We start from the raw sequence: 19,839 nt of genomic DNA, 5'->3' as shown, positions 1-19,839 counted from the left end.
CGCCGAGATTCCGAGGCAATGACGCGCCTGAAAATGCATAGGACTCGAAAAATCCAATCATTTTCATACGTGTCCAATTGATCCCTTCACGGATTGCTGGGAGGATTCCCCCCCATCTCGGGAGAATCTCAGTTGACGTCCGATCAAGCACTACACATGCTGGCGCAATTATTCTGGAACAGCTTTCTGATCGCGGGGCCTGTGTTGGGCGCTACCCTCGCGATCGGTTTGCTCGTCAGCGTATTCCAGGTCGTCACGCAACTGCAGGAAATGAGCCTCAGCTATATCGCGAAGCTCGTTGTCGCCGCGATCGTGATAGTCGTACTCGCTCAATCGATGCTATCGCATCTGGTCGGTTTCGCGGCGGGGCTCTTCAAGACGATCCCAAGCCTGGGATGACCCCGTGACACCGATCGAATTAGACGCCGACACCGACTGGCCGCTTGCCGTTCTCCTTGTCACGATGCGCGTCGGCCCCACTTTCGTACTTGCACCACCGTTTTCGCTGATTCAGGCTCCCCTGCGGGTACGTGTCGCGATGACGCTGGCCCTTTCCGCCTGCGTCGCTGCTCCGGTTTCCGTTCGACTTGCACACAACGGCGCCCTGCTGTTCGTCGCCCTTGCATCCGAATTGCTGCTTGGCTTGGCTATCGCCTTTGCGCTGCAAGCTGCGTTCGCATCCTTGTCATTCGCCGGACGCACGCTCGATATTCAGGCCGGCTACGGCCTCGCAACGGTCATCTTGCCCGGCTCACGTACCCAATCGCCCCTGTTCGGCTCGATCCTGACGCTAGTTGCCGGTGCAATCTTTTTCGCGGAGAACGGCCATGTCGCGTTGTTGAAGCTCATCGCCCGCACGCTTGAAATTCTGCCCCCCGGTCAGCTCCCCGGGTTCAGCGGGTCCGAAATCTTCATTCGCTACTTTGGCGTTGTCATGACGCTCGGATTCATCGCGACGGCGGCAATCACACTCACGTTGTTTCTCGTCGACATCACGATAGCCTTCCTGTCTCGCGCATTGCCGCAGATGAATGCGCTACTGCTCGGCCTGCAAGTCAAGACGATCGCTACATTGACCGTCCTGGCCATGTCCGCCGGCCTGCTCGGCCCCGCTATGTTGCGCCTGATGCACGCGTCGCTCGACTTCGTTTTCTCGCTGGCCTGACCATGTCCGATTCCGAGCAAAACAAATCCGAAAAGGCAACCGCCTACAAGCTGGAGCAGGCACGCAAGAAGGGCATGATTCCGCGCAGCCAGGAACTCGGCATGGTGGCAAGTCTTGTCGCCGGTACTTTGTACCTGTCCATTTGGGGCGGCGATCTTGCGAATCGGCTAGCCTTCCGCTTTGCACGCACGTTCGCCATCGCGGGCTCACTCGGAAACAACCCGGGCGCCCTGACACACGAGGCGGCCGCGCTCATCGCGGACTCGACGCGCGCAACCGCACCGCTGATGGGAATCATGCTGGCCGGCGCGCTAGCCGCAGCGGTCATTCAAACCGGCCTTCTGTTCGCACCCAAAGCACTGAAAGCCGACTGGTCAAGGTTGAACCCCGCGCAAGGCGTCAAGCGCGTACTTTCGATACAGATGCTCATCGATGCACTGAAGGCGTGCGTCAAGATGATCGTCTATGCCTGCGTCGCATACTTCTTCATCCGCGACGTTTCCATCGCGGCCGTCCATGCCGGGTCTTCGGTTTCGGATCTCGCTCGTTCCCTCTTGCACGAGGCGCTTCGCTTGCTGGCGTACCTGCTTGCGGCCGCTCTGATATTCGCCGCGGTCGACCAGATCCTGGTTCGTCGCGCATTCGCCAAAAAGATGCGCATGAGCCGACACGAGCAGAAGCAGGAAATCAAGCAACGCGAAGGCGACCCGAGAATCAAGCAGCGACGCAAGCAGTTGCAGCGCGAGTTGTTGCAGCGCGCGCAAAGCATGCGCAACGTGCGAAGCGCGGACGTGGTCGTCACCAACCCGACCCATTACGCGATCGGTCTGCGATACAACGCAGCCGAAATGGCCGCGCCGCAAGTCGTCGCCAAGGGTTCCGGGGAATTTGCACAGCGGCTGAAAAAGCTCGCCTTCGTGTATGGCGTTCCCGTCATTGAGTCGAAACAACTGGCCCGCGATCTGCATCGCCACGCGAATGTCGAACGCGAAGTGCCCGGTACGATGTATCGGGACGTTGCTTCGATCTATCTGAAGATCAGGCGCCATCCTGCTCACAAGGGGAACCGCACATGAATGCCATGATGCGCCGTCATGCCGATCTTGTCCTGGTCTTCGCCGTGGTCGGGATCCTGCTGATCCTGTTCACGCCGATTCCGGCGGTGATGCTCGACCTCCTGATCATCGTGAACTTCTCGTTCGCGCTCACGATTCTGCTGCTGACGTTCTATGTGACGCGCCCGGTCGATTTCTCGACCTTCCCGTCTCTGCTGTTGATCGCCACACTGTTCCGGCTCGCGCTCAACATCGCGGCGACTCGGCTGATCCTCGCCGGCGGCGACGCAGGGCAAGTCATCGGCGCGATCGGCGAGTTCGTCGTCCAGGGCAACTTCGTCATCGGGCTGATCATCTTCTTCATCCTGATCGTCGTTCAGTACGTGGTCGTGACGACGGGCGCCCAGCGCGTCTCGGAAGTCGCGGCACGGTTCGTGCTCGATGCGATGCCGGGCCAGCAGATGAGTATCGATGCCGACCTGAACATGGGTCTCATCGACCAGGACGAGGCCAAACGTCGTCGAAAAGCCCTCGAAAAGGAAGCCGGCTTCTACGGCTCGATGGACGGCGCCAGCAAGTTCGTCAAGGGCGACGCCATCGCGGGCATCATCATCATGCTGATCGACATTCTCGGCGGCTGGGCAGTGGGCGTCGCCCAGATGGGCATGCCGATCGGTGACGCATTGCAGAAGTTCACACTGCTGACGATCGGCGATGGCATCGTCACCCAGGTGCCTGCGCTGATCATCTCGGTCGCCACCGGGATCATCGTCACGCGCTCCGCGTCGGATGGTGAATTGAGCAACGAAGTATTGAACCAGCTCGTTCGCTTTCCGAAAATCCAGGTACTGGTTGCCGGTGCGCTCATCGGATTGCTCGTCCTTCCGGGCATGCCGAAGTGGCCTGTTCTACTCATCGCGCCAGCCATATTCTCGGCGTGGTGGATGACCCGGCGGTCACGCACGTCCGAGGTCGGCGCGCAGAGCGACGACGGATCGCCAGCCGCCGTCGACGACACCCAAGTTGCGCCAGCCGTACCGGCAGTCGAAGTTGGGCTAGGCGCCGAATTGTCCCGCGCGTGGATTTCGCAACAAAGCCTCCTGGCAGACCGCATCGCCGCATTCCGCAAGCAGTATGCCGAAGACATGGGCGCGATGGTGCCAGCAGTCGTTTTCCGGGACAACACGCAGCTCGGCTCGAACGATTATCGCGTGTCGCTGTTCGGCAATCGCTTCGGCGCCGCCACGCTGTATCCGGGCAGGACACTGGCGATCAACCCGTCTCCCAAAGGGGAGGCGTTGCCCGGCATCGCCACAAACGATCCGGCATTCGGTCTGCCCGCAATCTGGATCGACAGCGACCAGTTGCCGCGAGCCAAAACCATGGGCTATTCCACGGTCGACCCGTTGACCGTTCTCATTACGCACGTGACGGAGATCGTTCGCGCCAATATCTCGACACTGCTGTCGCGAACCGATGTCGTCTCGCTCCTTGAGGGAGTACGGACGCGCTCCCCCGGTCTGGTCGAGGAATTGATCCCCCATCTCATGTCGGTAAGCGACGTTCAGGCCGTCCTGCAAGGCCTGCTGGCGGAAACCGTGCCGATCCGGAATATCGACCAGATCGTCGAGGTGTTGGCCGATGCCGCACGACACGAAAAGGATCCGGCGCTTCTCGTCGAGCGTGTGCGGCAAAAACTCGGCCACGGGATTTGCCAGCGGCTGCTGGGTGACAAGGATGCGCTCGCGGTATTGACGCTCGATCCCGTGCTCGAAAGCGCCATCGCTCACAACCTCCAGGGCGCCGACGGCGCTGGCGCATTCGTGCTGGACCCGCGTCTCGCCGAGTCGTTTCTTGCGCGGCTCGCCGCGCAGGTCGAGTCGATGCTGCGACAGAAGCTCTCGCCCGTCCTGCTGTGTCGCCCCGAGCTTCGTCGTCACCTGAAGATTTTCTCGAGACGCATCGCGCCGCACCTCGCGGTACTGTCGATGAACGAGATTCCGCACGTCATCAACCTGCGTTCGTTCGCGATGGTGAGCGTCGACGCACCTAAGCCAGTCGCTTCGGTTCCCCGAGCGGCATGACCCTCTTCACTCGACCCATACCCGGACATGGATAACCTGATGACGCTCGCTGTCGATCTGATCGCTTCCGAAACGCGACAGGTCGAAACGGCTGCGCAGAACGTCGCGAATCTCGCCACCCCCGGCTATAAGCGGGAAATCGCGTTCTCCGACGTTTTGTCACAGGGGGGGCCATCCCCATCCGCCCGCACCGTGCCGACGAACAGAACCGCGGCAACCGACTTTACGCCGGGAAAGCTGATCCATACCGGCAATCCGCTCGATTTGACGCTCGCCGGTGGCGGATTCTTCGCGGTGTCGACGCCTGAAGGCACCGCGTATACGCGCGGCGGCACGTTCCAGCTGGACGCAAGCGGTCGGCTCGTCACGGCGCAGGGTTGGGTATTACAGAGCGATGGCGGTGGCGACGTGAGCGTTCGTTCGTCGTCGGACTGGAAAGTTGCATCCGACGGTACGGTGCTCGACGACGGCACCCCCGTCGCCGTGATCGGCACGGCATCGTTCAGCGATCCTCGACAACTGACCCGGCTCGGCAGCGGCCTGTTCCGCGCCGACGGCATTCAGCCCGACGAGGTCGACGATCCGCGTGTTCTTCAAGGTTTTCTCGAATCCTCGAACGTATCGAACGGAAACGAGATGGTGAGGATGATGGAAGCCGTCCGTCGAATCGAATCGGGGCAGAAGATCGTTCACGCGTACGACGACATGATGGGCACGGTTCTGCAGCGCCTCGGAGACATGTAAACATGAACAACGTTTTCTATATCGGTGCCACGGGTCTGACCGCGCAGCAAACCGCCGTGGACACCACGGCGAACAACATCGCCAACATGAACACGCCCGCGTTCAAACGCAGCGATGTCGCGTTCTCCGAATTGCTGACCTCGGCGCCTGCGTCATTGACGCGCGGATACGCGGGCGAAACGTCATCCGTCGCAGCGGGCGTCGCGACCAACTCGATGCTGCCGGTTTTAACGCCGGGTGAACTGCATCCGACGGGCAACGCACTTGATCTCGCGATCCGCGGAAACGGCTTCATCGAGCTGGCCTCGGATTCCGGGCAGACGATGCTCTGGCGCGGCGGTACGCTCCAGATCGGCGCCGACGGCTATCTGACTGCAGCGAACGGGCTGCGTTTGCGCGCGATGATCTCGGTGCCGCGCGACGCGTCGTCCATCACGATCTCGCCCACGGGGCAGGTGCAGGCACGCGTGCCGAGCCAGGCCGACCCGATCGATCTCGGCGAAATCGAACTGCTGATGCCGGCCGATGCGCGTTCGCTCGAATCGATCGGCGGAGGTGTCTATCGCGCGCGCGACGACGGACAATCCGTTTCGCGCATTCAGCCGGGAGAGGACAATGCCGGACTGCTCGCCCAAGGCTTCAGCGAAGCGTCCAACGTCTCGCTGTCCGACGAGCTCGTCGGTCTGATGCTCTATCAGCGCGCCTACGCCGCGAACGCACGGCTCGTTCAGGTCGGCGACGAGCTGATGTCGATCGCAAACGGGCTGAAGCGATGATGCGTCGCGCATTGTCGGCCCCCTGCTCTCGGATGTGTCGGAGCACGATCCTCGCGCGCGGCTTGTGGGCGCTCGCGACCATGCCGCTCGCGTCCGCCGCCGCGCCGCCGGACGGGATCTTGCAATTCCGCTCGCCGGTCGAGGTCGATCGCCCGTCGGTCCTGTTATCCGACTTAGCCGATCTCGCGCAACTGCCCGAACCGATTCGGGATCGGACCGTGCGCCTCGTCGTACTCACCCTCGCGCCGCAGCTGTCCACCACGCACGTCGATGCCCGCCGTCTCGCCGAGTCGGCGCGCAGACAAATGCCGATCCTTGCGCCCTGGCTTGCCGATGTCTCCGAGCGGAAGATCGGAATCGCGCTCCGAAGCAGCGTGGCCCTCGAAATGTCGACTGTTGGCCGATCATCCTGCGTCGAACTGTTGCGTGATCTCGATGCCGGTTTAGCGCCGACGCCCAATTCGTTCCACGCAGTTGCCTGTGATGACCGCGAAAGCGCACGGGCGTGGCGCTACGACGTCGCAACGCACATCGCGCGCGCAGTGCGTCCGCTCCACGCCGGCGAGATCGTCGCGGAACCGCTGCGGCAGCGAATCGCCTCCGTCCAGCGTGGCGAAATCGTGACGCAACGTGTCCAGGTCGGCACAACCACCGTTGTGCGCCAGGGCGTCTCGTTGTTCGACAGCGCAGAAAACCGTCTCGCCACCGTACGGACCGCGTCCGGCGAGACAGCCATGTGGCATCCGGCGCCGGACATGCGAGGCCACTGAGATGCGATGTGAACTTCCGATCACGATGCGCGTTGCACTGGTCTCGGCACTCCTCCTTCCCGCCGTTGGGGTAACCGCCGATCTCTATCAGGGCTCGACCTACCAGCCATTGACCGCGGATCGTCGTGCGTCAAAGCCGGGCGACATCGTCACGGTCCTGGTGTTCGAAAACTCGAGCGCCAGCAACAGCGCCGACACGTCTACCAAATCGAACGTAGGCCTGCAAGGCAGCGTTTCGACAATGTACGCCGGACAGAACGCTCTTCAGTTCGGTGTCGGCGACAACTATGGCGGCAAAGGCCAGATTCAGCGCGCCGGGAAGCTGCTGGCTCAGTTGAGCGTCAATGTGGTCGATGTCACACCGGCAGGCGATCTGCTTGTCGCCGGCAATCAGGCCATCGACGTCAACGGTGAAAAGACCCAGATTCGCCTCGAAGGGCGCGTTCGTCCCGTGGATATTGCCGCGAACAACACCGTGCTTTCCGCCCGCCTTGCCGACGCGAAGATCGATTACGTCGGCGAAGGCTTCATCACCGACCGGTCGAAGCCCGGTCTCATTCCGCGATTCCTCGCTTGGCTCGGCTTATGGTGAAACGCATCACGTCCCTCCTCGCTGGCCTGCTTGCCGTCGGTCTCGTCAGCACCGCCGCGTCCGGCGCGCAAACTGATGTCCGTCTCAAGGACCTCGGGCGCTTTCTCGGCTGGCGCGACAACATGCTGGTCGGGTATGGCGTGGTCGCCGGCCTGTCGGGTTCGGGAGATACCCCGCGCAATCTGGCCACGCGTCAGGCAATGACGAACATGCTGTCGCAGTTCGACCTGAATCTGGCACAGGACCAATTGCAGAGCCGCAATGTGGCAATGGTCATGATCACGGCATCGCTGCCACCGACGGCCAATGTCGGCGACAAGATCGACATCAACGTGACGTCCGTAGGCGACGCGCGCAGCCTGTCCGGCGGCACGCTGATCATGACGCCGCTGCGCGGCCCGGACCGACGCGTCTATGCCCTTGCGCAGGGTCCGCTGACGGTCGGCGGCTATCGCTACGACGCCAACGGCAACATGCGCGTCAAGAACCATCCTACCGTCGGCATCGTGCCCGAGGGGGCGACCGTCGAAGTCCCGGTAATCGCCGACCTGGTCAATCGCGACGGCTACCTGACCTTCGTCCTCAAGGAGGCGGACGCGACCACTGCAGAACGGACGGCCGAACGCGTCAATCATTCGCTCGGCTTCGGCACGGCCCATTCGATTGACGCGAAAACGATCCGGATTCGTGCACCGCAGGCGGACGGTAGTCTGAATCGCTTCGTCGCGCAGATCGAAGCACTTGCCGTCGCTCCCGACCAGAGCTCGCGCGTCGTGATCAACGAGCGGACGGGAACGGTCGTCGCAGGCGGCGATCTGCGCATCACGCCGATCACGATCTCGCATGGCGACATCAAGGTCACGGTTGCGACGCAATTTAACGCTTCGCAACCCGGCCTGATCGGTATCAGCAGTCCGAACGTGCGCAGCCTCGTCGTCGGCAACACCGAAATGCGGGTCGACGAACCGGGTCAGACGGTCGCGGCGTCATTCCCGCGGGGCAGCGTCGGCGAGCTCGTCCAGGCGCTCAGGTCCAGCCATGTCAGTACGCGCGACGTCATCGCGATCCTGGAAGCCGTCAAGGCAGCCGGAGCGCTGCACGCACACATCATCGTTCAATAAGGAGAATGCCCGTGCCGATCGATCTCGTGACCGCAATCACCGCGAAGGCGCTCGATGGCCTGTATGTCAGGCAGACAGCGACTGCACAGAACATCGCGAATGCCAACTCGGCCAACTACGCGCCGGTACGCGTGTCTTTCGAAGCCGAACTGCGCGACGCGGCAGCGCCGCACATGAACGACTCCGATGCGGATCGTCTCGCGCGCGTGCGCGCCGTGACGGCGCGCATCGACACCTCGCTGCCGATCGAGTCAAACGCCGTTCGGCTCGACAACGAAATCACCGCGGCGTCCGAGACATCCGCACGTTACGCCATGCTGATCGGCATGCTCGACCGGACGATGCAGCTTCGGCAATTGGCGATCAAGGGGGCGTAAGGCATGGGTGACTCGATCTTCGCAATTGCCCGTTCAGGGCTCGATGTCGAACATCAGCGCATGGAAGTCATCGCGCAAAACCTCGCCAATGCAGGCACGACCCGGACGGCGACCGGCGAGCCGTATCGCCCGCTTCGCCTCGTTTCCGGCCCTCGCGTCGGTGCGTCGTTTGCCGATCATCTGCAGGAGGGCTCAGTGTCGTCCTCCTCTGGTCTGACCGGTGTCCAGAGCTACGGAATCGAGCATATCGATACGCCGGTCCGGCTCGTCCATGACCCGGTCCATCCGCACGCCGACGCGAAGGGATTCGTTGCTTACCCCGGCATCGATCACGCCGGCGAGATGTCGCTGATGGTGCAGACATCGCGCACCTACGAAGCGAATACCGTCATGTTCAACGCGGCCCGCTCGATGTACATGCGCGCTCTCGAACTGGGGAACCGCTCATGAACATCGAAACCATCGAATCCGTGCAGCCGCTGCCGCCCACCTTTGGCGCGACTGTTTCAATCTCCGCCGGACCAATCGATCAGTCCGGCTTCGGCAAATGGCTGACCGACGGGGTCGCTCGCGTCGATCATGCGCTCGTCACGGCCGACCAGGCCGTTGCCAACTTTGCGCTCGATGGCTCGACACCTCCGCATCAGGTGATGATGGCCCTGGAGGAAGCCCGGATGTCGTTGCAATTCGCGTTGCAGGTCCGCGCCCGGCTCGTCGAGGGTTACCAGGAACTCATGCGGATGCAGTTGTAACCAAATTCCATGATGACATTGATTTCCCGCTATCGCACCCTCTTCAGCCACGCGCCTCCCGGTCGACAGTTCGCCTGGATCGCTGCGCTCGTCGCTTTGGTCGCATCGCTCGCCGTCGCCGGTTACTGGGTGCTCCGCCCGAGCTATCAGGTCCTGTTCAGCGATCTCAAGTCGCAGGATGCTGCTGCGATCATCGCCGAACTGGAACGTCAGAAGGTTCCGTTTCGGGTCGACGAAGCGAACAATGCGATCCTCGTACCGGAGGGTGACACGCGAGCCACTCGCCTGAAGATGATGAGCGCCGACCTTCGCCTGCAAGGCACGGTCGGATTCGAGCTGTTCAACAACTCGGATCTCGGTCTGACGGATTTCGCTCAGAAGGTCAATTTTCAACGCGCGCTTCAAGGCGAACTCGCGCGCACGATCATGTCGCTCGATGAGATCGACATGGCACGCGTGCATCTCACGCTGCCTGAATCGTCGGTCTTCCGTCGCGCCGACGATCGTCCGAAAGCCTCCGTCGCGCTGTTCGTGCATGACGGACAAGCGTTGACGCCCGACACGGTCCGTGGGATCCAGCGCCTGATTGCTGCTGCCATCCCTCAGATGGCGCCTGCAGATGTCACGGTTGTCGACCAGCGCGGCGGACCGGTCAATTCACGCGAATCGGACACGGACGACCCGCATTACGCACTCAAGCATGCGATCGAACAGGAATACGTGCGCAAGATTACCGGCCAGATCGCACCTTTTATCGGAATGCTTCATGCAGCCGTCAGTGTCGACGCCACCCTGAATTTCGATCAGATCCGCACGACGAACGAATCCGGCGTCAGCCGGCCGGTCTCGAACGACAACGCGTCCGGACCGGTTCAGCCGATCAGCAGGCAAACGCTCCCGCCGCCGGGCCTCCCCCCGCTGCCAGGCGCCACTGCGGCCAATGACGGGACGCGCAGCGAGCGCAAGGTCGAGCAGGTCGTTTCCGCGCCGGGAACGATCAAGCGCCTGAGCGTCGGGATCGTGGTAGACGGCTCATTGCCTGGCGACGTGCTGGATCGGCTGAAGGCAATCTCGAGCGCCGCGGTCGGCGCAAATACGGCGCGCGGCGACACCGTCTCCGTGTTCGCCAGCCAGCGCTCCGCCGTTCAGCCGCCTTCGCAAATTCTCGCCCCTGCGCCCGTGGCATCCGCCGACAATGCCGACGGCTCGGCCTATGGAAGGGATTCGGCCTATGTCGAGATCAAGCGCGACATCAAACGCATTCTTCGCGAGCTTGATCCGTTCCTTCCGCTCGTCGGCTACATCGGATTGGCGATGTCGCTCGCTTGCGTCTCGCTGCTTCGCATCCGCGGCAAGCGCGCAAATACCCGTCGCTCGCGGTCACTGACCGAATCGGAACGCGAACAGTATGTGTTGCGACTACGCACACTGCTCGCCGATGCACGAGGCCGACATGGCAGCTGATACCCCATCTCGATGCGAACGCCGCCTCCGAAGCGCGGTGGCGGAGTTAGCACACCGCCCGGTCGCTGACATCGAGGCCGTCTGGCACGCATTGACCGAGGAAGAACGGACGCAACTGGGTCCACTGCTCGCCGAAGCCGCCTCGGCCCTGTCCGAGACGCCGCTCGCCTTCGTCTCGGCTCCGCAGACAGCGACGCCCATCGGCCATGGCGACGCATCGCATTCGGACGACGCCCCGGCCCTGCTCGCGCGCCTGGCGGGTCATTGGCCAGACGTCTTGCTGATCAGGGCCGTTCGACCGTTTGGCAATGCACATCTCGACTCATTCCTCTCGAGGGTTCCGGCGGACCGGCGTGCAACGTTGTCGCAGCAGCCTGCATCGCCGCCTATCACGCCGCAAGCACATGAGGCGTTGATGCAGGCGGCCCGCCATGACGCCCATACGCTCCCGGCGCCTGCATCTATCGACGACCAGCTCGCCGACACCGCGCGGATGACCTGGACGCAACGCCAGCTCAGGACCATTCGCGGAGGACGAAATTGATGGCGATCATCAAGGCTGGCCGGGTCTTGCTGACCAGCGACCGTGAGGTTCTGCCGGTCCGACGGGGAACGGCGCGCAATCAGGTCTTGCCAGATCCGTCGGCCGGACCGGACCCGACCGCATCCGGTGTCACCGCGCGCGACGCCACCACCGCGCCGGAACGTAACGCCCTGAACGCGCGCGTCGCTGAACTCGAAGCGTTGCTGGCTGACAGCCGAGCCGCGCTGGACACCCGCGCCGACGAAGCATTCGAGCGCGGCGCCGAGACTGCCCGTCGCCAATTCGTCCGATCGGAGACCGAGCGAGCCGAAATATTCCAGGTTTGCGTCGCCGACGCGCGTCGCGCACTCACTCAAAAGCTCGATGCTATGGAGACGCTCGCGATCGACCTCTCATTGGCTGCGCTGGAGCGCGTACTCGGCAATCCGGACGACTATGCGAGCCTCGTCGTCGCAACCATCCGTCACCGAATGGCGCTGCTCGCCGAAGGATCGGTGCTGGCGATCCGTGTCTCGGCGGCCGACTTCCCCGACGCCAGCGCACTGGAGAAGATCGAGACAGGATCGCATGTCGAACTCGTTGCCGATCCTGCGTTGCAGGAAGGCGCCTGCCTCATCGATCTGCAGCTCGGCAGGATCGACGCAAGCATATCGCGCCAGCACGAGCGGATCGCGCGCCTGTTGAACGAGGGGCATCACCATGACTGACGCCCGAACCGATCACGCGATCCTCAACACCCTGCGCCATTTCGATCCCGTTACGCAGCTCGGCCGAGTCACGCGCATCATGCCGACGTTTCTCGAAGCCGACGGCCCCGGCGTGCCGATCGGCTCGCTGTGTGCAATCGGATCGAATGCGTCAAGACCGCTGTTCGCGGAAGTCACGCGCGCGGAACGCGGCCGGGTCACCCTTGCGCCCTACCAGCACACCACGTCGATCCGCGTTGGCGATGTCGTTCATGCCGTCCACGCCGATGCCACATTCACTGTCGGTGACAACTACCTCGGCCGCGTGATCGATCCGCTCGGGCGCCCGCTTGATGGCGGTCAGGGCATCGCAGCATTCGAGCGCTGGCCGCTCGCCGGGCGGGAAACACCACCGCTCGACCGCATGTCGCCTACCGTTCCGCTGAGAACGGGTATCCGCGCCATCGACACGCTGTTGACACTTGGTATCGGCCAACGCGTTGGAGTATTTGCCGGAAGCGGCGTGGGTAAAACGACGCTGCTTTCAGCACTTGCCCGACACGTCGAAGCCGACGTTTGCATATTGTGTCTCGTCGGTGAACGCGGTCGCGAAGCAGAGGAGTTCTGGCAGCGTTCCCTGTCGGACACCACACGCGCGCGCTCGTTGATGGTCGTGGCCACGTCGGACCAGCCGGCCATTCTGCGCGTGCGCAGCGTGCTCGCGGCACTGGCCCATGCCGAATACTTCCGGGCGCAGGGACGGCATGTCCTGCTCTTGCTCGACTCCATCACCCGCTACGGGCTCGCGCTTCGCGAAATCGGCCTCGCCGCCGGCGAGCCGCCGACCGTGCGCGCCTATACGCCGAGTGTGTTCGCTGCATTACCCAAGGTCGTCGAACGTTGCGGCGCGCTTCGCGGCAGCGGGGCAATCACCGCATTGATGACCGTACTCGCGGAAACCGACGAAATCGACGATCCGATGGCGGAAACCATGCGGGCCTTGCTCGACGGCCACATCGTGCTGACACGCGCGCTCGCCGAGCAAGGCCACTTTCCGGCGATCGAAGTCACGCGCAGTGTCAGCCGCGTGATGCAGCATGTCGCGTCGGACTCGGAGCGTGCGCTTGCGTCAAGGGCGCTCGCCGGTCTGTCGCTGTACGAAACGTCTCGCACGCTGATCGAAGCGGGCCTGTACGTATCCGGAAGCAACCTGGCGCTTGACGACGCGCTGCGCGTTCGGAACAACCTCATTACATTTCTTCGACAGGATGTCGCCGACGCCGTCGAGCGTGACGAAGCGCTTGCATCGCTGGCTCATCTGCTGGGGGATGCCGCATGACGACACGTTGCCGTCTCGGCAATGCTCGTGCTATCGCCGGACTTCGTGTGCTGCTGCGTCAACGCGCATTGGCGGACGTCGCACGCGCGCAGGCTTTGCTCGATGCCGAACGCGAACGCGCATCACATGCCGTTGCCGCACGCGACGCGCATTTCGCGGAGTGGCGCGACGCCGCCAGTTCAGCGGGCCAGCTATCGCCGGCGCTGCTTGCGAACTTTGCGGGCGCGCTCGCTGCACTCACTTCCGAATGCGAGAAAGCACGCATTCAGTTGCTTCGGCAGCAAACGGAGTTCGACGCATGCCGGACACGGTTCAAGCAAGGCGACCGGCTCGCGGAGCTCGCAAGCAAGCATGTCGCCGACGCCAAAGGCCGGCACCGCCGGGCGCTTGACGAGCGCCGCATGGCCGAACTCGACATCCGATCCGCATGCTCGACGGAGGATCGATGAAAGTCGACATACAAACGATTTCGGCTGCCAATCCGTTCGGCGATGCGCTCGCGTTCGCCAGGCCGGAATCGGCCAATGCGTTCGGACAGCTTTTGCGCTCGATGGAACGGGAAATGTGGAACGGCGCATCGCAAGCCGAACGGGACAGCCGCGAACCCGGGTTACCTGGCAGTCGCCCACACCATTCATCGGTGCAACGAATGCGGCCGATTAATGACGATGCGCTCCCCGCGCCCGCCAATCAGCCCGAGTTCCGCGCATGCATCGATCCGTCCGCCGACAGCGGCCGCGTTCGTGCCGCCGCCGAGACGTCGCATGCACCAATCACCGGACTACATTCGCGCGTGCCGCTCGGGACGTCGCCTGCCTCGCCAGCGACTGCGATCGCGATGCAGCCGTGCGAACGGAGAAGCCATCAGGCTCCGCCCCCCCGGCTTGTTTTCGGTGAATCCGGGGCTGAGCCGTCCGCCTGTCTCGCCGATCGATCGGCATCTTATCGGCAACCGACTGCCGACGCACCGTTTCGTCTCACCGTCTCCGACGGAGAGAGCGGAATCGCGATCGCACTCCGTACCCGGCTCGCCAGCCACGAAGACCTCGATGCACTCGATCTGCACGCCCGACAGGCACTACGTCGATACGGCATTCGTTCCGCAACGCTTCTGGTCAACGGCGTCAACCGCAACCTGACGATTTCTGGAGAACATTCCCATGGCGATTAACCCGGTAGGCGCTTCATCCGATCTCGGCAACCGGATCGATTCGATCGGTCTCGATATGCAGTCGCTGCTTCAGATCATCCTGACGCAGCTCACCTATCAGGATCCGCTGAAGCCCGTCGACAATTTCGAGTTCGTGTCGCAGCTCGCACAGTTCACGTCGCTGGAGCAAACACGCCAGATGACCGACAAGATCGACAACCTGCTCTCCGTGCAATCCGCCACGCAAACACTTGGGCTGCTCGGACGCAACGTGGATGTGCAAACCGATACGGCTCTGCTGAGCGGCGTCGTGAAGAGCGTGTCGTTCAAGGACGCACAACCGCAACTCACGATCGAAACGGCCAATGGTCAATTCCTGACCAAGGCGACCGTGCCCCAGATCGTGTCCGTCCGATAACCCCCCGGTTCAGGAGAACGTCTTGCTTGAAAGCATCTATATCGGGATGAGCGGTCTGACGGCCTACTCGAAGGGATTGCAGACCATCAGCAACAACGTCGCGAATCTGAACACAGCCGGGTTCAAGACGTCGACCCCGCAGTTCGCCGACCTCTATTACGGGCGGCAATTCGCCCAGAACGCCCCCGGCAAATCGAACACGATGTATTTCGGCAGTGGCGTCGAATATGGCTACGCATCACTGAACTTCACGCAGGGCGACCTGCGTTCGAGCGGCGGTCAGCTCGATCTGGCCATCCAGGGCGAAGGCTTCCTCACGTTGCTCGATGGCCAGAACGTTCGCTATGCCCGAACCGGACAATTCGCCGTGCAGGACGATGGCACCATCCGCGACAAGGCCACGGGCCTGCAACTTGCGGCGCTCACGTCATCGGGTAGCCTGGCCGGCCTGTCCGTCTCAGGAAAGCAATTCAGCCCGCCCCAGCCGACGACCGCTGTACAGTTTTCCGACAACCTGTCGACCGGCTCGACCAGCTTCTCGATTCCGAATGTCGACGTCTACGATGCCAATGGCGGCCTGCATAGCCTCAAGATCGATTTCTCGCCAGATTCGAGCGTCATCCCCGGCCGCTGGAAGGTCGCTGTCACCGACGAAAACGGCATTCCCGTTCAGGAAAGCGCGTTGCAGTTCATCGGCGGAATCGTCGAGCCGGGTCGCGACAAGATCGACGTGACGCTGCGCCCTGCCCATGCGCCGGCCCTCACCGTCACGCTCGATTTCTCGAGCGGTGTGACGAGTTTCTCCGCAGGCAGTACATCGACGTTGCGCGCGGCCTCCAAGGACGGCTACCCGGCCGGCACGTTGGCGTCGCTAAGCATCGGTCAGAACGGTTCGCTGGCGATCGGATATTCGAACGGCCAGACCGACACGCTCGGCGCCGTCACGCTGGCCAGTTTCGCAAATCCGCAGCAGTTGGTCCAGATGGGTAATGGCCTGTTCGATGGCGCGCACGCGGCCGCACCCAGTTATCGGGCAAGCAACGGCCCCGGAGTCGGCACCCTCCTTTCAGGCGCGACCGAGGCTTCCAACGTCGATCTCTCATCCGAGTTCGGACAGCTCATCCTGATCCAGCGAGGCTATCAGGCGTCGTCTCAGGTGATCAGCGCCGCCAATGAAATGATCATGCAGCTTTTCCAGATGCGAGGACAGGGATGAGCGCACAGCCCGTCGCATGGCGCCCCGAAAGCGATCGGGATCTGATCGAGGCGCGCGCCTGGCTCAATGGCGCGCTGACCCAATGGCAAACGCGTTGGTTCGCCACGGCGGTATTCGCTATCGACAGCATCGTTCGCATACCGATCGGAACGCCTCTTCCGGACCATGACGGATACGTCCACCATACGCAGGCCGACGGCATTCGATTTACGCTGTCGCCCGACGCTGATCGGCTGCTGATCGAAGCAGCCTATGTGATCGACCATCGAACATTCCGTTCGCCGGGTTGCCACGACGCGCTGACGTCCATCGCTGCAAGGATGATCGACGAACTGGTCGACCTGCTTCGGTCGGCATCCGATGCGTTGTCGCATCCCACGGTCGACCGTTCGATCCACGCACCGGGCGAATCGGCTTCGCCGTCGTTCAGGTATGGCTCCGTCGAAATGCACATCGTATCGACGAACGGTTCGCGTCTGGCCAACGTCGTCTGCGACATCAGCCGGATTTGGGCGTTTGCCGATGCCGCCGGCAAGCTGGACAAAACGTCGGCGCTCGACAAAACGTCCGCGCCGCTGCGTGTCGCACTCGACGACAGTCCGATTGCGCTATCAGTCCTGCTTGGCCGGTGCCGCCTGTCTGCGTCCGACCTCGCATCGATCGCCGTCGGGGACGTCATCCCGCTCGATCAAGCGCTGGACGCGCCCGTCACCCTGGCGATCGACGGCATCTCGACGCCCGTCGGCGCCGGCACGCCAGGTCGTACCGGCGCTTCCCTGTCCTTCCAATTGACATCGTTCTCGCTGCCTTCCACTTCATGACGACACATACGCTCCCCCAACATTCGACGGTCACGCGTGTAACGCTGCCCGAACACCATCCCGAGCCCCTCGAAAACGAGGCTGGCCGTCCGGCGCTCGACCTGCTTGACAACGTCAAGGTCGACATCGACGTTCGCCTGGGCCGCGCCAGCATGACCGTCAAGGACATGCTGGCGCTTCAGGCCGGCGCCGTAATCGAACTCGATCGATCAGTCGGCGAATCCGTCGAGGTCTTGTTGAATGGCAAGCTGATCGCACAAGGAGAAATCGTCGCTGTTGATGGGCGTTTCGGCGTTCGAATCCTCAACATCGCGCCGCCCCAGTGATGAACCAATCCTCTTCATCCTGGTTGACGCCCGCGTCCAGCGTCGTTGCCGCACGCTATCCCGATATCGATTGGGGCCATGTCGCGACCGCGACGCTGTTTTGCATCGGGCTGAGCATCGTGGCAATCCTCATGCTGCGCAAACGCCTGTCGCGCGGATCGACATCCGGCTCCACGTCGACGCCGCGCATACGTGTCGTCGAACATGCACGCCTTGCGCCGCGGGCAACCCTGCATCTCGTCGAGTACGACCAGCGTGTCGTCATGCTGGTCACGGATGCCGCCGGCGTACGCGTGCTGGATGCGCACGATCGCCACGATCCGGATCGTTGACATGCAGCGACGCACTCTTCCCTATTGGGGATGCGCCGGACTGGCCTTGCTTTCCTGTTTCAGCGCCGGCATTGCGCATGCCGCTACCGACGCAAGCATCGTCGTTCCTCTCTCGCTGTCGACCGCTTCGGATCTGGCACGAGCCGGGCAAGGAACGTCCGAAGCCGTACGCATCGCAACGTTGCTCACTGTGCTGAGCGTCGGGCCCGCGCTCGTGGTGTCGATGACGGCGTTTATCCGGATTGCCATCGTGCTTTCCATGATTCGCCATGCGTTCGGCATGCCCGAAACACCGCCCACCCCGGTATTGATCAGCCTCGCCCTGTTCCTGACGATATTCGCGATGCTGCCGACGCTTCAGACCATCAATCACGACGCTCTGCAACCGTTCATGAACGGCCAGATCGATCTGAAATCGGCCATCGACCACAGCAGCGGACCGATTCGCGACTTCATGCTACGACAGGTTCGCGAGGACGAACTGCGCTTGATGTACGAGTTGTCGCATCAACCGCTACCGGAAACGCCGGTCGACGTGAGTCTGTTGCAGTTGACGCCCGCATTCATCCTCAATGAATTGCGCGTGGCATTCCAGATCGGCTTCGTGATTCTGCTGCCTTTCCTTTTGATCGATCTCGTCGTATCGAGTGTCTTGCTGTCGCTCGGGATGCTGATGGTGCCGCCGGCGACGATTTCTCTGCCGCTCAAGGTGCTGATGTTCGTGCTGGTGGACGGATGGGGTTTGATCCTGCGTGGCGTTCTGGGCAGCTTCAAATGACCTTTCCCGATCCGGCCGGCATGCCGACGACGAATCATCCGCGCGCATCTGGCACACAACAGCTATGGGACACGTTTCTGCAGGACCGAAGCCCCGTGTCCCGAGAACGACTGTTTGACTGCTACTTGCCGTATGCGACGGCATTGGCGGGCCAGCTGTATCGAAACCGTCGCTATGGCGATGTCGAGTTCAAGGACTACGTTCAGTTCGCGTGTATCGGACTCCTTGAATCAATCGATCGTTTCGACGTAGCCAGAGGCGTCGAGTTCGAAACGTTTTCGACTCGACGGATTACGGGCAGCGTGCTGGATGGCGTTGTTCGGTTAAGCGACGGACAGGAGCAGGTTGCGCTGCGCACGAAAATCCGACGTGAGCGACTTGAGTCGCTGAATGAAGCAACCGGTACGCAAGCCATCGACATATTCCACGCACTCGCGTCGTTGACGATGGGGCTCGCTATTGGCTTCATCCTGGATGAGACCGGGATGGTCGACCGTTCGTCAGGCAAGACGCCAGTCCATTCCGATCACGCTTATCAGGCGCTCGCGTGGCGCCAGACCAAGGCACGATTGAGCGACGCCATTGCGCGGTTGCCGGACAGAGAACGCAAGATCGTGCAACACCACTATTTTCACGGTCTGACCTTCGATCAGATCGGTAGGATCCTCGACCTAACCAAGGGACGCGTGTCGCAGATGCATCGCGCAGCGCTGGCAAAACTGCGCGGCGACATTGGAGCGATTGGCGACCTCTATCTCGTTACATGACTCAAATGACCCAGGAACAGAACGCGGCATATCAGTGCTCGGACAGCGAAATGGTCAACATCTTGCAGACCGTTCAGAATTCCGACCTCAATGCGTTGCGAGCATTGGACGCATGGCCGGCCGACCCACGTCTACGCCTGCTGCGAGGTGCGACATACGCCGGCCGACAAGACTATGTCCATGCGAAGGCCGATTTTGTCGCGGCACTCGATCTTGCCCCCGACTATTCAGTCGCCCGCTTCATGCTTGGTTTTTTGGAACTGACGAACGGAGAGCCCGAACTCGCGTTGCAAGTCTGGGCCCCTCTCCATACGCTGCCGGCCGGCGACACGTTGCGAGCCTTTGCCTCCGGTCTGAGCAGTTTGACTCTCGATCACTTCGACGATGCCATTCTGGAGCTGCGACAAGGACTCGCGTCAAACAAGCAGTATCCGCTAATCAATCGATACATCGCCGCCGTGGTCGAGAAGCTCGACAACGATTTCCCGAATGCAGAAGACTCGACTGTTCTTGCATTCGCGCAGACCGTTCAGAACCCCGCTACGTCGTCTCGATCATAAGC

26 protein-coding genes are annotated in these 19,839 nt (G+C 62.2%); all 26 read left to right on the top strand.

Annotated elements, in window-relative coordinates; translation table 11 throughout:
* The first annotated feature begins 132 nt into the window (after nt 1-132).
* Nucleotides 133-399, top strand: coding sequence for a flagellar biosynthetic protein FliQ (locus ACV22Z_RS24495; RefSeq protein WP_448078864.1), 267 nt, complete (start codon nt 133-135; stop codon nt 397-399).
* 4 nt (nt 400-403) lie between these two features.
* Nucleotides 404-1,165: a flagellar biosynthetic protein FliR gene (locus ACV22Z_RS24490; protein ID WP_448078863.1), complete on the top strand. Its 762-nt coding sequence runs from the start codon at nt 404-406 to the stop codon at nt 1,163-1,165.
* A gap of 2 nt (nt 1,166-1,167) precedes the next feature.
* Complete coding sequence (locus ACV22Z_RS24485; RefSeq protein WP_448078862.1) at nt 1,168-2,241, top strand: EscU/YscU/HrcU family type III secretion system export apparatus switch protein; 1,074 nt, start codon at nt 1,168-1,170, stop codon at nt 2,239-2,241.
* Entirely contained in the window at nt 2,238-4,304 is a 2,067-nt protein-coding gene (locus ACV22Z_RS24480; protein ID WP_448078861.1) for a flagellar biosynthesis protein FlhA, read from the top strand. Before ACV22Z_RS24485 ends, ACV22Z_RS24480 begins: the two co-directional genes overlap by 4 nt.
* A gap of 39 nt (nt 4,305-4,343) precedes the next feature.
* Nucleotides 4,344-5,048 (top strand): flagellar hook-basal body protein, encoded by a 705-nt coding sequence (locus ACV22Z_RS24475; protein WP_448078860.1) that lies wholly within the window; start codon nt 4,344-4,346, stop codon nt 5,046-5,048.
* A gap of 2 nt (nt 5,049-5,050) precedes the next feature.
* Nucleotides 5,051-5,824 carry a flagellar hook-basal body protein gene (locus ACV22Z_RS24470; RefSeq protein ID WP_448078859.1) on the top strand — a complete coding sequence of 258 codons (774 nt, stop codon included), beginning with the start codon at nt 5,051-5,053 and terminating at the stop codon, nt 5,822-5,824.
* Nucleotides 5,825-5,904: 80 nt separating this feature from the next.
* A complete protein-coding gene (locus tag ACV22Z_RS24465) occupies nt 5,905-6,594 on the top strand; it encodes a hypothetical protein (RefSeq protein WP_448078858.1) in 690 nt (229 codons plus the stop codon).
* 25 nt (nt 6,595-6,619) lie between these two features.
* Nucleotides 6,620-7,186 (top strand): flagellar basal body L-ring protein FlgH, encoded by a 567-nt coding sequence (locus ACV22Z_RS24460; RefSeq protein WP_448078857.1) that lies wholly within the window; start codon nt 6,620-6,622, stop codon nt 7,184-7,186.
* Nucleotides 7,180-8,307, top strand: a complete 1,128-nt coding sequence (gene flgI, locus ACV22Z_RS24455; protein WP_448078856.1) for a flagellar basal body P-ring protein FlgI — start codon at nt 7,180-7,182, stop codon at nt 8,305-8,307. The genes ACV22Z_RS24460 and flgI overlap by 7 nt, the downstream gene beginning before the upstream one ends.
* A gap of 11 nt (nt 8,308-8,318) precedes the next feature.
* Entirely contained in the window at nt 8,319-8,684 is a 366-nt protein-coding gene (locus tag ACV22Z_RS24450) for a flagellar basal body rod protein FlgB (protein ID WP_448078855.1), read from the top strand.
* A gap of 3 nt (nt 8,685-8,687) precedes the next feature.
* Nucleotides 8,688-9,134 carry a flagellar basal body rod protein FlgC gene (gene flgC / locus ACV22Z_RS24445; RefSeq protein WP_448078854.1) on the top strand — a complete coding sequence of 149 codons (447 nt, stop codon included), beginning with the start codon at nt 8,688-8,690 and terminating at the stop codon, nt 9,132-9,134.
* A complete protein-coding gene (gene fliE, locus ACV22Z_RS24440) occupies nt 9,131-9,436 on the top strand; it encodes a flagellar hook-basal body complex protein FliE (RefSeq protein WP_448078853.1) in 306 nt (101 codons plus the stop codon). Before flgC ends, fliE begins: the two co-directional genes overlap by 4 nt.
* Nucleotides 9,437-9,445: 9 nt before the next feature.
* Nucleotides 9,446-10,900 (top strand): flagellar basal-body MS-ring/collar protein FliF, encoded by a 1,455-nt coding sequence (gene fliF / locus ACV22Z_RS24435; RefSeq protein WP_448078852.1) that lies wholly within the window; start codon nt 9,446-9,448, stop codon nt 10,898-10,900.
* The gene (locus ACV22Z_RS24430) at nt 10,890-11,444 is read left to right on the top strand and encodes a hypothetical protein (RefSeq protein ID WP_448078851.1); all 555 of its coding nucleotides are present in this window, start codon (nt 10,890-10,892) and stop codon (nt 11,442-11,444) included. The genes fliF and ACV22Z_RS24430 overlap by 11 nt, the downstream gene beginning before the upstream one ends.
* On the top strand, nt 11,444-12,151 hold the full coding sequence (locus tag ACV22Z_RS24425) for a FliH/SctL family protein (RefSeq protein ID WP_448078850.1): 708 nt from the start codon (nt 11,444-11,446) through the stop codon (nt 12,149-12,151). Before ACV22Z_RS24430 ends, ACV22Z_RS24425 begins: the two co-directional genes overlap by 1 nt.
* Entirely contained in the window at nt 12,144-13,469 is a 1,326-nt protein-coding gene (locus tag ACV22Z_RS24420; protein ID WP_448078849.1) for a FliI/YscN family ATPase, read from the top strand. Before ACV22Z_RS24425 ends, ACV22Z_RS24420 begins: the two co-directional genes overlap by 8 nt.
* A gap of 95 nt (nt 13,470-13,564) precedes the next feature.
* Nucleotides 13,565-13,918 carry a hypothetical protein gene (locus ACV22Z_RS24415; protein WP_448078848.1) on the top strand — a complete coding sequence of 118 codons (354 nt, stop codon included), beginning with the start codon at nt 13,565-13,567 and terminating at the stop codon, nt 13,916-13,918.
* Nucleotides 13,915-14,640 carry a hypothetical protein gene (locus ACV22Z_RS24410; protein ID WP_448078847.1) on the top strand — a complete coding sequence of 242 codons (726 nt, stop codon included), beginning with the start codon at nt 13,915-13,917 and terminating at the stop codon, nt 14,638-14,640. The genes ACV22Z_RS24415 and ACV22Z_RS24410 overlap by 4 nt, the downstream gene beginning before the upstream one ends.
* Nucleotides 14,630-15,037 (top strand): flagellar hook assembly protein FlgD, encoded by a 408-nt coding sequence (locus ACV22Z_RS24405; RefSeq protein WP_448078846.1) that lies wholly within the window; start codon nt 14,630-14,632, stop codon nt 15,035-15,037. Before ACV22Z_RS24410 ends, ACV22Z_RS24405 begins: the two co-directional genes overlap by 11 nt.
* Nucleotides 15,038-15,059: 22 nt before the next feature.
* Complete coding sequence (locus tag ACV22Z_RS24400; RefSeq protein WP_448078845.1) at nt 15,060-16,253, top strand: flagellar hook protein FlgE; 1,194 nt, start codon at nt 15,060-15,062, stop codon at nt 16,251-16,253.
* A complete protein-coding gene (locus tag ACV22Z_RS24395; protein ID WP_448078844.1) occupies nt 16,250-17,074 on the top strand; it encodes a FliM/FliN family flagellar motor C-terminal domain-containing protein in 825 nt (274 codons plus the stop codon). Before ACV22Z_RS24400 ends, ACV22Z_RS24395 begins: the two co-directional genes overlap by 4 nt.
* The gene (gene fliN, locus ACV22Z_RS24390; protein WP_448078843.1) at nt 17,071-17,400 is read left to right on the top strand and encodes a flagellar motor switch protein FliN; all 330 of its coding nucleotides are present in this window, start codon (nt 17,071-17,073) and stop codon (nt 17,398-17,400) included. Before ACV22Z_RS24395 ends, fliN begins: the two co-directional genes overlap by 4 nt.
* Nucleotides 17,400-17,732, top strand: coding sequence for a flagellar biosynthetic protein FliO (locus ACV22Z_RS24385; RefSeq protein WP_448078842.1), 333 nt, complete (start codon nt 17,400-17,402; stop codon nt 17,730-17,732). The genes fliN and ACV22Z_RS24385 overlap by 1 nt, the downstream gene beginning before the upstream one ends.
* Nucleotides 17,701-18,510, top strand: a complete 810-nt coding sequence (gene fliP, locus ACV22Z_RS24380) for a flagellar type III secretion system pore protein FliP (protein WP_448078841.1) — start codon at nt 17,701-17,703, stop codon at nt 18,508-18,510. Before ACV22Z_RS24385 ends, fliP begins: the two co-directional genes overlap by 32 nt.
* Nucleotides 18,507-19,277, top strand: coding sequence for a sigma-70 family RNA polymerase sigma factor (locus tag ACV22Z_RS24375; protein ID WP_448078840.1), 771 nt, complete (start codon nt 18,507-18,509; stop codon nt 19,275-19,277). The genes fliP and ACV22Z_RS24375 overlap by 4 nt, the downstream gene beginning before the upstream one ends.
* Before the next feature lie 5 nt (nt 19,278-19,282).
* Nucleotides 19,283-19,837: a hypothetical protein gene (locus ACV22Z_RS24370; protein ID WP_448078839.1), complete on the top strand. Its 555-nt coding sequence runs from the start codon at nt 19,283-19,285 to the stop codon at nt 19,835-19,837.
* The last annotated feature ends 2 nt before the right edge of the window (nt 19,838-19,839 follow it).

The organism is Burkholderia sp. PU8-34 (assembly GCF_053427725.1).
This window is presented reverse-complemented; position numbering and strand designations above follow the sequence as displayed.

Coding starts and splice junctions, on each gene's coding strand:
- fliP (WP_448078841.1), top strand. CDS start 17,701: ATGCGCACGATCGCCACGATCCGGATCGTTGACATGCAGCGACGCACT.
- ACV22Z_RS24425 (WP_448078850.1), top strand. CDS start 11,444: ATGGCGATCATCAAGGCTGGCCGGGTCTTGCTGACCAGCGACCGTGAG.
- ACV22Z_RS24480 (WP_448078861.1), top strand. CDS start 2,238: ATGAATGCCATGATGCGCCGTCATGCCGATCTTGTCCTGGTCTTCGCC.
- fliE (WP_448078853.1), top strand. CDS start 9,131: ATGAACATCGAAACCATCGAATCCGTGCAGCCGCTGCCGCCCACCTTT.
- ACV22Z_RS24405 (WP_448078846.1), top strand. CDS start 14,630: ATGGCGATTAACCCGGTAGGCGCTTCATCCGATCTCGGCAACCGGATC.
- ACV22Z_RS24485 (WP_448078862.1), top strand. CDS start 1,168: ATGTCCGATTCCGAGCAAAACAAATCCGAAAAGGCAACCGCCTACAAG.
- ACV22Z_RS24460 (WP_448078857.1), top strand. CDS start 6,620: ATGCGCGTTGCACTGGTCTCGGCACTCCTCCTTCCCGCCGTTGGGGTA.
- ACV22Z_RS24420 (WP_448078849.1), top strand. CDS start 12,144: ATGACTGACGCCCGAACCGATCACGCGATCCTCAACACCCTGCGCCAT.
- fliN (WP_448078843.1), top strand. CDS start 17,071: ATGACGACACATACGCTCCCCCAACATTCGACGGTCACGCGTGTAACG.
- flgI (WP_448078856.1), top strand. CDS start 7,180: ATGGTGAAACGCATCACGTCCCTCCTCGCTGGCCTGCTTGCCGTCGGT.
- fliF (WP_448078852.1), top strand. CDS start 9,446: ATGATGACATTGATTTCCCGCTATCGCACCCTCTTCAGCCACGCGCCT.
- flgC (WP_448078854.1), top strand. CDS start 8,688: ATGGGTGACTCGATCTTCGCAATTGCCCGTTCAGGGCTCGATGTCGAA.
- ACV22Z_RS24430 (WP_448078851.1), top strand. CDS start 10,890: ATGGCAGCTGATACCCCATCTCGATGCGAACGCCGCCTCCGAAGCGCG.
- ACV22Z_RS24395 (WP_448078844.1), top strand. CDS start 16,250: ATGAGCGCACAGCCCGTCGCATGGCGCCCCGAAAGCGATCGGGATCTG.
- ACV22Z_RS24375 (WP_448078840.1), top strand. CDS start 18,507: ATGACCTTTCCCGATCCGGCCGGCATGCCGACGACGAATCATCCGCGC.
- ACV22Z_RS24410 (WP_448078847.1), top strand. CDS start 13,915: ATGAAAGTCGACATACAAACGATTTCGGCTGCCAATCCGTTCGGCGAT.
- ACV22Z_RS24385 (WP_448078842.1), top strand. CDS start 17,400: ATGAACCAATCCTCTTCATCCTGGTTGACGCCCGCGTCCAGCGTCGTT.
- ACV22Z_RS24370 (WP_448078839.1), top strand. CDS start 19,283: ATGACCCAGGAACAGAACGCGGCATATCAGTGCTCGGACAGCGAAATG.
- ACV22Z_RS24475 (WP_448078860.1), top strand. CDS start 4,344: ATGACGCTCGCTGTCGATCTGATCGCTTCCGAAACGCGACAGGTCGAA.
- ACV22Z_RS24470 (WP_448078859.1), top strand. CDS start 5,051: ATGAACAACGTTTTCTATATCGGTGCCACGGGTCTGACCGCGCAGCAA.
- ACV22Z_RS24465 (WP_448078858.1), top strand. CDS start 5,905: ATGCCGCTCGCGTCCGCCGCCGCGCCGCCGGACGGGATCTTGCAATTC.